The organism is Pseudidiomarina sp. (assembly GCF_048268165.1).
In the GTDB taxonomy this organism is placed as follows: Bacteria; Pseudomonadota; Gammaproteobacteria; order Enterobacterales; family Alteromonadaceae; genus Pseudidiomarina.
The window spans coordinates 1-13,824 of sequence record NZ_JBLWWA010000002.1 but is presented as its reverse complement, the minus strand read 5'-3'; the positions used below and the strand labels follow the sequence as shown (position 1 = coordinate 13,824).

Here is a 13,824-nt window from a genome sequence, read left to right as displayed (position 1 = left end):
TGATCACTCAATTCGCAAACTAAAGCGCAGCGTGGTAGCGGCGGAGATTAAATTGCCGCGAACGTTGTTCAAATCGTTGCTTGAGCGCCATACGTCGGGATAAATGGTGCCATTGTCCGCTTCCAGCAAGTGGATTAAATGTTCAAGAGCAGACAAGGCTTGGCCTTTGTTACTTGAGTTCATTGCAATGCTCACATTATCAATGGCATCCGACAGAACTTGGTAGGCACCAGCCGCTAAGAGCGATTGGCTGTTATTTGCAATGTTTTGTAGCCGAGCAAGTTTAGACTGAATGATGGTGTTGGTATCACGCAAGTCAGTCAAGATAATGAAGTCTGAGAACTGACCACCATTACCGCGAACCCGGTAGCTTCCTGAGCCGGTCATTGTCGTGATATCTGCGAAGGTACCGTTATTGTGCGAGTGAAATAGGCGTAATGGTGTGCCTTCCGTGTAGTGTAATGACTTGGTATAGATCTCAATTGTGTAGGCGCCGCTGAATGCAAAACCTTTTGCAGAGTCGGGGCTAATCGAGATAAGCACAGGGAAAGCCTGTGGAATAGTCGTCAGCAAGCTATTCGGTAACCGGTGTAAAATGTCGGGGTCGGCCAAATTCAATAAATGTGCTTCAAGCGTCATATTTTGAGGCGTAAGGCCAACAGCATTTTCAAATTGCACAGAAATATCGAAGCTAACCAGCGCGCTTAATTCGACACTTGCATTAAGGCTGTTTTGTTGAGCATTTATAGTTAGCGGAACTTCAACAGCGGGCGCAGAAGTACTGTAGCTCGATAGGCTAAAACCTAACAACAGGACGGCAACTTTTAATAAGGTTTTGCTAGCGTACATGATTAAATCCTCAGTGTTCTGTTACATTCTGTTACATTCTGTTACATCTTTTCGGTTAAAAGTTACCCAGAAATTTGATGTTTGTCACGCTTTTCTAAGAAGAAAAGGGCTACACGAGGTAGCCCTTTTAGTTTTGTAACCCAACTAATTGGCTTGATTGTAGTTGCTGTACAAGCGACCAGCGGTAAGTGCAAAGTGCGCTCGAGTAATGGTGGTATCAGCGTTAAAGTGAGCTTGTAATGATGGTTCGAGTGCGAAAGCACCTTGCTCAATTGAGAAGCGAACGTTCAATAACGAGTAGCGGAGAGCTGCTTGCACGTAGCCTTTCAAATGGGCTGGAATCGCATCTTGGTCAGCCAACACAATAGTCTCTCCTTTGTAATCCACCACAATATCTTGATTTGGATCGAAGGCCAAAGCTTCGCTTTCTAAACCAAGCGTTTGCACCAAAGAGTAGGCAAGATCAAGTTTGTTAACTTTGCCACGCGGGTCAAAATTGCCGTTGTTTGAAAGCATTACAGGAGCTTGTTCTTGTGCATTGTCTTTAAGTGCCCCGCCAGTTACCGATACAGATTCTGCAAAAACTTTGACGTCACTCGGTACATTTGCCAACGAAGGCTGCGGTTCATTTAATAAGTCGCGGTACTGACGAATAGCGCCTCCCATTACGAGATACTGGGCTAAGTCTTTACGCAGTAAAGCATCATCAGGACGGAATTTTCCGTTACTAAAGCCGTCGACTAAACGTTCAGAAACAGCAAACTCAATCGCATTTTGCTGAGGGTGACCCGCTATATCGTCAACACCGTCGTAGCCACCGCTTAATTCGAACGAGATGGTGCCGGCAATAACTTCTGGAATACCGGGGCCATTGGTTAAATCAAGTGGATCAGGGTCAACGCCAGATAACGACGTTAAGCCGTAAACATAAACTTGCCATGTGCCGGGTTGACCTGGGGCGGCAACGCGCATACCAGTTTCAAGAACGGGTAACGTTAAGTTGCCAAAATATTCTGTACCGTCTGGGGCAACAAGCACAAGCTTGGTGGTATTCGCGAGCGTTTCAGCACTGGCTTTAACCCAAGCCACATCGTCACCAACTTCAAAACTAAAGGTGTCAGGTTCACCAGCTGGCGCATAGAGCACTTCAAAGTTTTCAACGTTGTCGCTGCTTTCTAGCACGGCATTTGCATTGAAGGTATTTAAATTGTTGACGCTAGCAACGTGGTCCATGTCGAAATTTAACGCAGCAGAAACGGCTGATTTAGCATTGGCATAACCGCCGCCGACTTCCCACTTCTCATAGCCAGGCATATTGGTAGCGGTTTCTTGCAACAAGCGCTTGATTTCCAATAGCGAAAGATCAGGGTTGGCTTCCATCATTAGGGCGACAATACCTGCGACATGCGGTGTTGCCATCGATGTACCTGAGATCATGGTATAGAACGGAACATACTCAGTTTCAATTGCATCGAGATCCGCTTCGCCACCATTAGAGACTAAATTGGTGCTAGCGCGCGTTGAGATGATATCAACACCCGGGGCAACAACGGTAATTTCATTGTTGTATGTCCACGTGGTGTTGTCTGGCATTTGAAAAGTTCCCGTTTCGCTCTTTAAGCCGCGTGACGAGAAACCAGCGAGTTGACCAAATTTGTCGCCCGCGCCAACTGAAATTCCCCATGGGATTTGAGCGTATGGGTTGTGGCTGTCTTCACCGGGACCAGAGTTGCCAGCTGCAAACACGGATAAGATGCCAAGTTTATAAGCTTTATAAGAAGCTATACTTACAGGGCTATCTGCACTGAACTTGCCGCTTGAGCCCCATGAATTGCTCATGATGCGAATTGGTGAGTTAAACGCATAAACATTATTAATGGCGTAATCGTAACCGCCTACAGCATCAAGAATTGATAAACCGGCACCTGAGCCGTAACCAATCAAATCAGCCTCTGGTGCTGCGCCTAAATATTTACCGTCAGACATAGCGCCAGTGCCAGCAATGGTGCCTGCACAATGGGTTCCATGGCCCACATTCAAATCGGTATTAACTTGACCCTCTATAACAAAACCGTCAGTTGGAGCCACTAAACTTATTGCCTGTGCGTGGGTGAGGGCCTGTACGTTTTCGATGACTTTTTCGCCAAATAAAAGATCTTGATGAGAAGCATCAATACCCGAGTCATTAACCATGATGGTGATGCCGTTGCCGGTAAAAGAAGTGCCGTTGCGAGCGATAAAGTCGGCAGATTGTAATTGCTCTACACCGGTAATTTTTCGCGCATCTGCATTGAAGTATTCAAGTTGGCGGTTTAACCAAACCGAACGAACATTAGCAAGTGACTTGAGTTGTTCAATTTGAGTACGTGTTGCCGTAACGCCGATAATTGGTAACGAAGAAAACTGCACACCTTCTGTGATTCCTAAATTCAGAAGTTGCTGCAATTGTGATTCGGTAACCGGCTCGAGTTGGTCATAGGTGACTACGACGGTCAGGCTTTCAGTTGCTGACAACGTTGGTAGCTTGGCTTGTAATTGTTCACCAATAACGGCGTTTGCTAGGGCTTGGCCCGGAGCTGCTGCAAGTGTTAGCGCAGCAATGGTTGAGAGTGTGAATTTTTTCATTATTGTATCCTCGTTGCTGAAATTTTAAACGCTTTCGAGAATGCTCTGTGGTCACAAGAATATATATAGGGGTGATCCCCTAATTTTTTTCGGGGTGTTATTCGGTAAAGGTTGCGCAGGCGCAGTGAATTTCGGACCAAATTAAGCGTATAATCAATGAATCGTTAAAAAGTGGCTGAGAGCGTAGTATGGCTATGGAACAAAAAGTTGAAGTGCAAGCGGCCGATAAAGTAAAAATTCATCGTCCCGATCCTGATAAACGCAGCAACGACTATTCGCCCCGTAACCGAATTTACGTACGTGATGTTAAAGGTGCGTTCGAATGGTTTCGGCGTAGCTTCGGGTTTATCCTGCTGTTCGTTTTTGCGCTCATTCCATGGCTGCAGTTTAACGGCGAACAAGCTGTTTTATTAGATATTGCCGAGCAGCGTTTCCGTATTTTTGGGCTCACTTTATGGCCACAAGACTTTACCATTGTGGCTTGGATATTTATCGTTTCAGCCTTTGCCCTCTTCTTTATCACCACTCTCTACGGCCGCGTTTGGTGTGGCTTTATGTGTCCGCAAACCACGTGGACTTTTATTTTTATGTGGTTTGAGAAAAAATTTGAGGGCACCCGCAATCAGCGTATGACGTTGGACAAGCGCCCGTGGGACTTTGATAAGTTTTGGCGCAAAGCCGCCAAGCACACCTCCTGGATTATCGTGTCATTGTTAACGGCCATGATATTTGTTGGCTACTTCACCGATGTTCGCGAATTGTTTACGCAATTTTGGACTTTGGACTCAGGTTTTTGGTTAACCGGAACCGTTCTATTCTTTGCTTTTTGTACCTACGGAAACGCTGGATGGATGCGCGAAATCATGTGTACGCACATGTGCCCGTATGCACGATTCCAATCCGCAATGTTTGATAAAGATACCGTTACCGTGTCGTACGACATGAACCGTGGCGAGCCTCGCGGCGGTCGCCCGCGTAAGAAAGACCCCAAAGAACTCGGGTTGGGTGACTGTATTGACTGTTACATGTGTGTGCAAGTTTGCCCAACCGGCATTGATATTCGTAACGGCTTACAATACGAGTGCATTAACTGCGGCGCGTGTGTGGATGCTTGTAACGAGATCATGGATAAAATGAATTACCCGCGCGGGCTAATTCGGTTTACCACTGAACGTAATTTACAGGGCGGACGCACGCACAAATTGCGCTTCAAAAGTATTGGTTACTTTGTGGTGATGGTGGTCATGACCGTTTTGCTTATTTGGGATATTTCAACCCGAGTGCCTCTGCAAGTTGACGTGCTGCGTGACCGTAACCAGCTGTACAGCATTAATATGGAAGGCTGGGTGCAGAACGTGTTCACCTTGAAGATACTGAATAAATCGCAACAGCCGCAAAGCTTTGTCGTGACTTCAGAAGGCTTTACCCGCAGCACGCTAATTGGCGACGTGACAATTACTGTCGGCGCCGGTGAAGTCGCGACTGTACCGGTTACACTCGCTGTTCATCCAGACGAAGTGACGGAGCGCGTACAGGATGTTACCTTTGTGGTTACTTCCACCGACGGTGCTATCAGCGAGAAGCATGTCAGTCGATTCTTGTATGAGTGAGCAACCTATCAGCGACGATTTTAGCTTCAAAAATTTAAATCCTGAGCGCATCGCGGATGCGCTTGCGGATGTTGGCGTGAACCCGCAATCAGGGTTGCTTGCCTTAAATAGCTATGAAAACCGAGTTTATCAATTTATCGCGGATGACAATCAGCGTTATGTGGCCAAATTTTATCGTCCTGCCCGCTGGAGCGACGCGCAAATACTTGAAGAGCATCAATTCACGCAAGAATTGCTCGACGAAGAAGTTCCTGCGGTTGCGCCGCTGCAATTAGGCGGTTCAACCCTCCATAACTACCAGGATTATCGCTTTGCGGTTTTTCCAAGCGTCGGCGGGCGCGCGGTTGAGCCAGGCGATCTGGATCAGCTTGAACGTATTGGCCGCCAAATAGGGCGTTTGCATGCAGTTGCTAAGCAACGTCCGTTTTCGAGTCGACCAAACTTGTCTTATCAGGAGTTCGTTGCCGACGCGATGGCAACATTGCGCGAATCACCGCTGCTTCCCGATAATCTGCAAGAAGCCTTTTGGGCGATTGCTGAGCCGCATGCCGAACAACTTAAACGCACAGATCTCAGCGCCTTTACGCAGCAACGTTTGCATGGTGACTGTCATTTGGGCAATATGTTGCTGCGTGATGAGCAACTGATGTTTGTTGATTTCGACGACGCGCGAACTGGCCCAGCCATTCAAGACTTGTGGATGATGCTTGCGGGAGACGATAGAGCTGAGCGCACGCTCCAGCTCGATGTGCTGTTAGAGGGTTATCAAGAGTTTTGCGACTTCGATAGTAAAGAAACACGATTAATTGAACCCTTGCGCAGTTTCAGAATCATACACTATATGGCATGGTTAGCACGGCGTTGGAATGACTCGGCTTTTCAACAAGCGTTTCCCTGGTTTGCGGAACAGCGTTACTGGGAACAGCAAGTGTTAACGCTCAAAGAACAATTTGCGGTGTTGCAAGAACCACCAATTCAGTTGCAACCCAATTACTAATTCGTTTAATTTATAAAAAAACCAACCGTAGGACTTTTTGCCCATGAAGAAGTTGTTGTTAGTTCTCGTTGCCTTGATGATGCTGCCGGTAACGGCGCAAGAATTCAAAGAAGGTGTGCATTACGAAGTGATTGCTGAAGAAGGCACTGCAAAGCCTGAAATCAAAGAGTTTTTCTCTTTTTACTGCATTCACTGTTACCGTTTTGAACCGATTGCAGCAGCCATGAAAGACGCGTACCCGAAAGCGTTTGAGAAGTCGCATATTGTGTCACATCCAACCTTAGAGTTGATGGCACGGGGTTTTGCGGCCGCTAAACTGTTCAAAAAAGAAGAGCCAATCAGCCAAGCTTTTTATGAGCGCATTCATGCACAAAAGCAGCAAATCAATACTGAAGAAGACTTAAAAGCAATCTTCCATGTAAACGGTGTTAGTGCTGACAAGTTTGAAAAAGCGATGAAGCATCCGCTGGTTGAGAAGCAATTAAACGATATGGACCGTGACATGCGTGCCTACAATATTAATGCGACGCCGACCTTTATCGTCAATGGCAAGTACCGTTTGAAAACTGAAGGCTTCCGCGACAGCGAAGACTTTATGGCTGATTTTGTGAAAGCAGCCGGCTACTTGATGGAAATGTAAGAACAGAAGTAAGAGCGTTATTAGTTATCAGCTTGCTGATAGCAGTACAACAAGCTAATAACGCTCTTCACACACTAACTACCTGCTTATCTCGTTTTTTACCCTGCCAATTATCTCATCTTTGCGTACCCAACGCTGATTCAGCCATGCTTGAAAGTGTGCCTTAAATGCAGCATCTGCAAAATAGTCACCAATTAAATCATCAGTGACAGGTAAGGTTTCCACATTGACATAAACGTCGCGCAACTGACCGCTCAGCAACTGCCATACTGCAGGGCGCTTCGCGGCTGGGTACACAATGGTGATATCCAAAATGGCGTCAAACTGGTCGCCCATCATTTGCAGTGCAAATGCCGTACCGCCAGCCTTCGGTGGCAAAAGGTGTTGAAAAGGACTATTGCGCTTCGCATGTTTTTCAGGCGTAAAGCGTGTGCCCTCGCAAAAGTTTATGACGGTGGTTGGAATGTGCTGAAACTTTTGACACTTTTTGCGTGTGGTTTCAATGTCTCGGCCCTGCAATTTGGGGTTGCGGGCAATCTGTTCGCGTGAATAGCGCTTCATGAACGGCATATCGAGGGTCCAACACCCCAAACCAATGATGGGCGCCCAAATCAACTGATGTTTTAAGAAAAAGCGTGGCATTGGCATGTTGCGACAGGCCAAATGCATCAATACCAAAATATCAACCCAGCTGCGGTGGTTGGCAATAATCATGTACCAGCGGTCGCGGTGCAACTGACTGTCGCCTTCAATATGCCAGCGCATCGGTTGCGTGAGTCGGAACATGGCCGACATGGCGTAGCCCCACAACCGAAAAATACCATTTGCCCAGGTTGAAATGAAGCGTTGCACAGCGGGAATAGGCAGCAGCAATTTGGGTAAGCCCACTAAAATAATCAGCAAGCCAATAATACCTGTCGAAATCAGAGCAAAACTAAAATTAATAATAACGCGAAACGGAATGAGTAAAGTCGTCAGCATATTCGAGCCAATGGTAGCGCTAATCGTAGCAGTGATGAGCCTATAATACGCATTTGTAAAAGACTTGCCAGTTTCCATAAAAGGCTCTAGAGTATACTGTATATATGTACAGTATTGTGACTGTTATTCGTACAGGTTGAGGTTGGTTATGGGGTATCCTGCGCAAGTAGAAGCGTTGCTGCAAAAAGGCTGGGTTTGGCAAGGTCAAAACGCACCGTTAAATAAGGCCGAAAACCAATTTGTGAGCACTGGCTGGCATGAACTTGATCAGCGCTTAGGCGGTGGATGGCTACAAGGCAGTGTGAATGAGTTGCAAGTGCAGCAACCTTTTATTGGGGAGTTGGCGGTGTTGCTCCCTTTGCTTGCGCAACCAGCAACAACCGCGCTTTGGGTGAATCCACCAGCCCAGCCGTATGCCCCTGGCTTGCACTATCAACAGGTCATACTCAACCAGCAAGTTATTGTGAATGAGGCCAATGAGAATTTGGCTTTATGGGCTGCTGAGCAGGCATTGCAAAGCCGCTCTATTAGCGTGGTGCTTATTTGGAGTAATACGTTGAGTGCGATTCAGGTTCGCCGCTTGCAGCAAGTCGCTGAAGCTGAGCGCAAACTGGTGTTCGTTATTACGCCTAAACAACGGGAAGAAGAAGCCCGAGCTTATGTAACTCGGTTGCAGTTACAACGCACAGATAACTTATACATTAGCGTGTTAAAACGGCGTTTTGGTTGGCCACTGCCAGCTGTTCCATGCGCGGTTGATAAGCGCATGCCAAGGCGTCGTCGTGCGTTATGAATGCCTGGCTGTACCTGCACTTCCCCCATTTACTGCTGGATTATCAGCTGGCGCTGCAGCCACCTGAGGCCGCCGCGAAGCCACATGCACTTGTTCATACGGTTGCGGCACGGCGAACTCTGGTGCAAGCCAATCAGGTGGCTTTGCAGCAGGGTGTTGAAGTGGGTATGGCTGATGTACTTGCCAGTACCTTAGTGCCCGAATTATCACTAAAAGAACATGACCCGTTGCGGGAAAGCGCCATGCTGACGCAATTAGCTCAGGTGCTTTATCAAGACATTGCGCATATTGTGCTGCATCCACCGCAAGGCATGCTGTGTGAAATTCGTAGTTTACTGCGTTTACACCAAGGTTTTCACGGGGTGTTAGCTCGCATTCAGGCACGGTTAGAGCAATGGCCGCTGCGTTACTGTATTAGTAGCGGCTACAGTCCATTGGTGGCGAAGCTTTTGGCACAATCCCAATACGCAGTACTAACGCCAGAAGTCGACACGGCTAAAGCTGCTGTGGCACAACTCCCCATAGAACAAAGTGGCTTGCCGGCACAACAGATTGCACGACTACGTGATGTTGGGTTACTTACGCTTGGCAGCGTGATGCAGCGGCCGCGCGCTGAGCTAGGGGTCAGATTTGGACGAGCTATCACGCTTTACCTAGCTGAGTTAGCCGGAGAGCTCGCCCCGCCGCAAAACTTCTATCATCCCCCTGCTCGTTTTGACGAGCGGGTTGAACTTGCTGCTGAGGTAGCAACTTGGCCGCAGTTACTCTTTCCACTAAAACGTTTACTGCAGCAAGCCGAAAGCTTTTTGCAGAGTCATCAATGGAGCACGCGCGCGCTGCTGATTCGTGCGCATCATCGGCACGGGCCACCAACCCAAGTAACCATTCAATTTGCGCATGCGGTGTGGCAGCAGGCCGACTTACTGAGTCTTAGCCAGCTGCATTTAGAGCGGCAGCAGTTGCATGCGCCCGTGCTTGAATTAAGCGTGCGGGTGCAACGTCCAGAGTCACGACAAGCGAAACGCAGCCAAATGTTTGCTGAGGCAAATGAACATGCCGACTCATTGAATGAGCTGGTGAGCCGGCTACAGGCACGCTTGGGCGAAAGTAAGGTACAAAGTACGCAACTACACGATGACTGGCGTCCGGAACGGCATGGCGCTATACAGGCCTGGCAACAAACGGAAGTAACCAATACGAACGCAGTGCAACGGCCGTGCTGGTTACTACCTCAGGTAGAGCCGATTCACCGGCAGCAATGGCAGTTGCAATGGGGCCCAGAGCGAATTGTCAGCGGTTGGTGGGACGCCGCTCCCATTCAAAGAGACTATTATGTGGCGCTTGACGCACAGCAGCGACAAGCCTGGATCTATCACAGTGACAAAGGGTGGTTTTTGCATGGCTGGTTCAGCTAACCCCTCAGAATATCCGCGCCCCGCTGCCCTACACTGTCTGACCAATTTCAGTTTTTTGCGCGGCGGTTCCCACCCACATGAGCTGGTTGAGCAAGCCTGTTCGCTCGGCTATCAAGCCTTGGCAATAACCGATGAATGTTCGGTTGCTGGTGTTGTACGTGCTTATGTCGCGGCCCGAGATAAACAATTGCGGTTGATTATTGGCAGTGAATTTAAGCTCGATACGCTGGGTACGTTCATTGTCTTAGCGCGTAACCGAACCGGTTATGCCCAGTTATGTCAGTTGATCACCATCGCGCGCAATCGGTGCAAGAAAGGTCATTACCAAGTGAACCTTGATGACTTTATCGGAGCCCTTGATGATTGTTTATTGCTCTGGCGGCCAGCAAACACCGATCTTACGGCAACTATCGCTCGCTTGCAGGAAGCGTTTCCGCAACGTTTGTGGTTTGCTTATAGCCGTCATTATGGCGCGAATGATGCCGACAGTTACGCCCGTTATCAACAGCTTAGTGCCGCCTACCAAGTGCCCGTGGCCGCGGTTTGTGAGGTGTGCTATCACGCACCGCAGCGGCAGCCGTTGCATGACATACTGGTAGCAATTCGCCAGCGGCAACCACTAAGTACGCAAGTGGCGCAACTCAAACCCAACCAAGATTATTGTCTGCGCTCGGCGTCACAACTTATGCAGTGTTATCCCCACAGCTGGCTGGCGCAAAGCGTTGAGATTGCTCAGCAATGCTGCTTTTGTTTAAGTGAGTTACGTTATGACTACCCAGCAGAGCTTGTGCCTGAAGGGCGAACGGCTACAGCGTATCTGCGTGAGCTAACTTATGCTGGGGCTCGATTACGTTTTCCAAGCGGCTTGCGTGATGATGTGAAAGGCAAGCTTGAAAAAGAACTGCAACTCATCGCGCAACTGCATTACGAATATTTCTTTTTGACCATTCATGATTTGGTGCAGTTTGCCCAGCAGCGCGGCATTTTATATCAAGGTCGTGGCTCAGCGGCCAACTCGGTGGTTTGTTATTGCTTGCAAATCACCGCGGTGAATCCTGATCAAATTGATGTGCTATTTGAGCGTTTTATTTCAGCCGAGCGTGATGAACCACCAGATATTGATGTCGACTTTGAACACGAACGCCGTGAAGAAGTGATTCAATATATATATCGTAAGTACGGTCGCCACCGAGCGGCATTGGCGGCTACGGTTATTCGTTATCGTTTACGCAGCGCTTTACGTGATGTGGGTAAGGCACTTGGTTATCACGAGCAAGAATTGCGGCACTATGTACGGCAAATCGATCGGCGCGATACCGAGCAAGGTTGGCAGCAACAATTGCTCGCGAAAGAGCCTGGGTTGGGAGAAACCCATCGGGGGCGCTGCTTAATTAAGTTAACCGAGGCTATTTTAGGTTTTCCCCGTCATTTATCGCAGCATGTGGGCGGGTTTGTGATAGCGGCCACGCAACTTTCCGAACTGGTTCCGGTAGAAAATGCCAGCATGCCGCAGCGTACGGTTATTCAATGGGACAAAGACGATTTAGAAACCTTACACCTGATAAAAGTTGATGTGTTAGCGCTGGGTATGTTGACCGCATTACGCAAAATGATGAACTTGGTGCAGCAGCACCATCAGCGCACAATAGGCTTGGCCGATATTCCCCAAGAAGACCGCGCAGTGTATCAAATGTTGCAACGCGCTGACTCCATTGGGGTGTTTCAAATTGAGTCACGCGCACAAATGAACATGTTGCCGCGGCTACGGCCTTGCACCTTTTATGATCTGGTGGTGCAAATTGCAATTGTGAGGCCTGGGCCTATTCAAGGCGACATGGTGCACCCTTATTTGCGTCGCCGCGCAGGTATTGAGCCCATTACCTTTCCGAGTGAGGCGGTACAGCAAGTACTTGAACGCACTTTAGGGGTGCCGATTTTCCAAGAGCAAGTGATTAAGTTGGCAATGGTAGCTGCTGGTTTCAGTGGAGGCGAAGCCGATCAACTGCGGCGAGCTATGGCCAACTGGAAAAGCTCAGGTGAACTGCGCCAATTTGAGAGCAAACTTATTCAAGGTATGCGTGAGCGCGGGTATAGCGATGAATTTGCCCAGCGCATCTTTCAACAAATATGTGGTTTCGGGGAGTACGGCTTCCCAGAATCTCATTCGGCGAGTTTTGCGAACTTAGCCTATGCGTCTGCTTGGTTTAAACACTATTACCCCGAAGCATTCTATTGTGCTCTGCTTAATAGTTTGCCCATGGGCTTTTATTCTGCCAATCAGCTTATACAAGATGCCCGTCGTCATCACGTTACAATACTGCCGGCGGATATTCAGCGCAGTAACTGGCATCATCAACTTGAGGCTGGCCATCGTGGGGTACAGTTACGCTTAGGGTTACGGCTAATAAAAGGCTTAAATCAAGCCCGTATGGAGCAGCTACTCAGCAAGCGGTCTACACAAGGCTTTCAAGGGTTATCTGAGCTAAGAGAGCTGGGTATCAGCGGCACTGAACTGCATAAACTTGCCGCGGCCGATGTACTCGGAGAGCTAGCTGGGCATCGTTATCAAAGCCAATGGCAAAGTTTAGCCTTGCAAGCTGAACAACTGCCTTTGTTTGCAGTTACGGAGCTGAATGAGTCGATAGTGCCAATGCAAGCACCCGACGAGTTTCAAGATATTGCCGTGGATTATCGAACCACGGGCGTATCTTTGCGGCGTCATCCATTGGCTTTATTGCGTGAACGCAGTCAGCTTAAAGGCTATAAGTTAGCCAGCGAATTAGCGCAATGCCGACACAAGCAGATTATCCGCGTGGCTGGACTTGTCACTTGCCGGCAGCGACCGGGCACAGCTTCTGGCGTGACCTTTGTGACGCTTGAAGACGAAAGTGGCTTAATCAATATAGTAATTTGGCAGCATACCGCACGTGCATTCCGGCATACTTATTTAACTGCGCAGTTACTCAAGGTAAAAGGTGTGGTTGAAATTCATGGTGACGTGATTCATGTTATTGCCGGGCAGCTTGAGGATGGCACCGAACAGTTAGCGCGCCTAGGTATGCAAGCTAACCGTTCGCGTGATTTTCATTAATCACATGACGTGCAACCTAAACAGGTGTTACGTGCAGGCGGTAATCTTCTTTCAAGGTTACATAGTTTTCTGCCGACTGAGGGAGAAAGTTCAGCTCGGCTTGCGATAGCTTTCTTGCTTCTTTGATTGGGCTGCCTACATATAAGTAGCCACTGCGGAGTGTTTTGCCGGGCGGCACCAAACTGCCAGCACCAATGATGACATCATCTTCTACTACGGCGCCATCCATAATCACAGCAGACATGCCAATGAGTACCCGACTACCAATTTCACACCCATGCAACATCACATGATGGCCAACGGTCACGTCGTCGCCGATAATAAGCGGGTGCCCTGCCGGGTTGCCTTCGCTAATACGGCTGACATGCAACACGCAATTGTCTTGGACATTAGTACGTGCACCAATGCGAATGAAGTTCACGTCACCGCGCGCGGCAACCAATGGCCAGATACTGCTGTGCTCGCCAATACGAACATCGCCAACAATAACGGCGCTGGCATCTATATAAACATGCTCACCCAGTTGTGGCTCAATACCACGATAACTACGAATATCTCCACTCATGGCCATTTACCCCTAGAATTCCTATAAAATGTTAGCTTTTTGATCGTTTCATTGAATACCTTAAAGACTAGCAGAAAGCGCCATTGCTGGCGAATCAGACAAAAGGCGTAGCTTTTTACAGCGCTTCGTTCACAAAACCAGCAGTCAGCAAAAAAACACCTAAAAATGTCAAAAAGGCGCTTGACGCAGCGAGTTAAATCTCTAAAATGCGCCCCACGCTTGAGGCAGGCAACGAAGCCGCCAAAAGCAGACGTTTTG

At 48.4% G+C, this 13,824-nt stretch carries 11 protein-coding genes; 6 read left to right on the top strand and 5 right to left on the bottom strand.

Going from position 1 to position 13,824, the window contains the following annotated elements; translation table 11 throughout:
- Positions 1-3: 3 nt before the first annotated feature.
- Together ACN0UY_RS06665 and ACN0UY_RS06660 are read right to left on the bottom strand one after the other, a co-directional pair.
- Positions 4-849, bottom strand: a complete 846-nt coding sequence (locus ACN0UY_RS06665; protein ID WP_417665933.1) for a DUF6689 family protein — start codon at positions 847-849, stop codon at positions 4-6.
- Positions 850-993: 144 nt separating this feature from the next.
- Positions 994-3,474 (bottom strand): S8 family peptidase, encoded by a 2,481-nt coding sequence (locus tag ACN0UY_RS06660; RefSeq protein WP_417665932.1) that lies wholly within the window; start codon positions 3,472-3,474, stop codon positions 994-996.
- Between the two features lie 194 nt (positions 3,475-3,668).
- On the opposite strand from ACN0UY_RS06660, the gene ccoG reads away from it, so the two are divergent.
- The 3 genes from ccoG to ACN0UY_RS06645 are packed head-to-tail and all read left to right on the top strand — an operon-like array spanning position 3,669 to position 6,721.
- Positions 3,669-5,084, top strand: a complete 1,416-nt coding sequence (gene ccoG / locus ACN0UY_RS06655) for a cytochrome c oxidase accessory protein CcoG (RefSeq protein WP_417666210.1) — start codon at positions 3,669-3,671, stop codon at positions 5,082-5,084.
- The gene (locus ACN0UY_RS06650; RefSeq protein WP_417665931.1) at positions 5,077-6,081 is read left to right on the top strand and encodes a serine/threonine protein kinase; all 1,005 of its coding nucleotides are present in this window, start codon (positions 5,077-5,079) and stop codon (positions 6,079-6,081) included. Before ccoG ends, ACN0UY_RS06650 begins: the two co-directional genes overlap by 8 nt.
- A gap of 43 nt (positions 6,082-6,124) precedes the next feature.
- Positions 6,125-6,721, top strand: coding sequence for a thiol:disulfide interchange protein DsbA/DsbL (locus tag ACN0UY_RS06645; protein ID WP_339880314.1), 597 nt, complete (start codon positions 6,125-6,127; stop codon positions 6,719-6,721).
- Between the two features lie 78 nt (positions 6,722-6,799).
- Here the strand turns inward: ACN0UY_RS06645 and ACN0UY_RS06640 are convergent, their stop codons facing one another.
- Positions 6,800-7,702 (bottom strand): acyltransferase, encoded by a 903-nt coding sequence (locus ACN0UY_RS06640; protein WP_417665930.1) that lies wholly within the window; start codon positions 7,700-7,702, stop codon positions 6,800-6,802.
- Positions 7,703-7,850: 148 nt separating this feature from the next.
- Between ACN0UY_RS06640 and ACN0UY_RS06635 the strand changes: the two genes are divergently transcribed.
- From ACN0UY_RS06635 to ACN0UY_RS06625, 3 genes are read left to right on the top strand one after another with little or no spacing between them, the layout of a single operon-like run.
- Positions 7,851-8,495: a hypothetical protein gene (locus tag ACN0UY_RS06635; protein ID WP_417665929.1), complete on the top strand. Its 645-nt coding sequence runs from the start codon at positions 7,851-7,853 to the stop codon at positions 8,493-8,495.
- Positions 8,492-9,910 carry a Y-family DNA polymerase gene (locus tag ACN0UY_RS06630; RefSeq protein ID WP_417665928.1) on the top strand — a complete coding sequence of 473 codons (1,419 nt, stop codon included), beginning with the start codon at positions 8,492-8,494 and terminating at the stop codon, positions 9,908-9,910. Before ACN0UY_RS06635 ends, ACN0UY_RS06630 begins: the two co-directional genes overlap by 4 nt.
- Positions 9,894-13,001 carry an error-prone DNA polymerase gene (locus ACN0UY_RS06625; RefSeq protein WP_417665927.1) on the top strand — a complete coding sequence of 1,036 codons (3,108 nt, stop codon included), beginning with the start codon at positions 9,894-9,896 and terminating at the stop codon, positions 12,999-13,001. Before ACN0UY_RS06630 ends, ACN0UY_RS06625 begins: the two co-directional genes overlap by 17 nt.
- 16 nt (positions 13,002-13,017) lie before the next feature.
- On the opposite strand, the gene ACN0UY_RS06620 is transcribed toward ACN0UY_RS06625, so the two are convergent.
- Both ACN0UY_RS06620 and ACN0UY_RS06615 read right to left on the bottom strand, forming a co-directional pair.
- Positions 13,018-13,566 carry a gamma carbonic anhydrase family protein gene (locus ACN0UY_RS06620; protein ID WP_417665926.1) on the bottom strand — a complete coding sequence of 183 codons (549 nt, stop codon included), beginning with the start codon at positions 13,564-13,566 and terminating at the stop codon, positions 13,018-13,020.
- A partial coding sequence (locus ACN0UY_RS06615; RefSeq protein ID WP_417665925.1) for a hypothetical protein occupies positions 13,563-13,824 on the bottom strand: 262 nt, incomplete at its 5' end. The genes ACN0UY_RS06615 and ACN0UY_RS06620, both read right to left, overlap by 4 nt.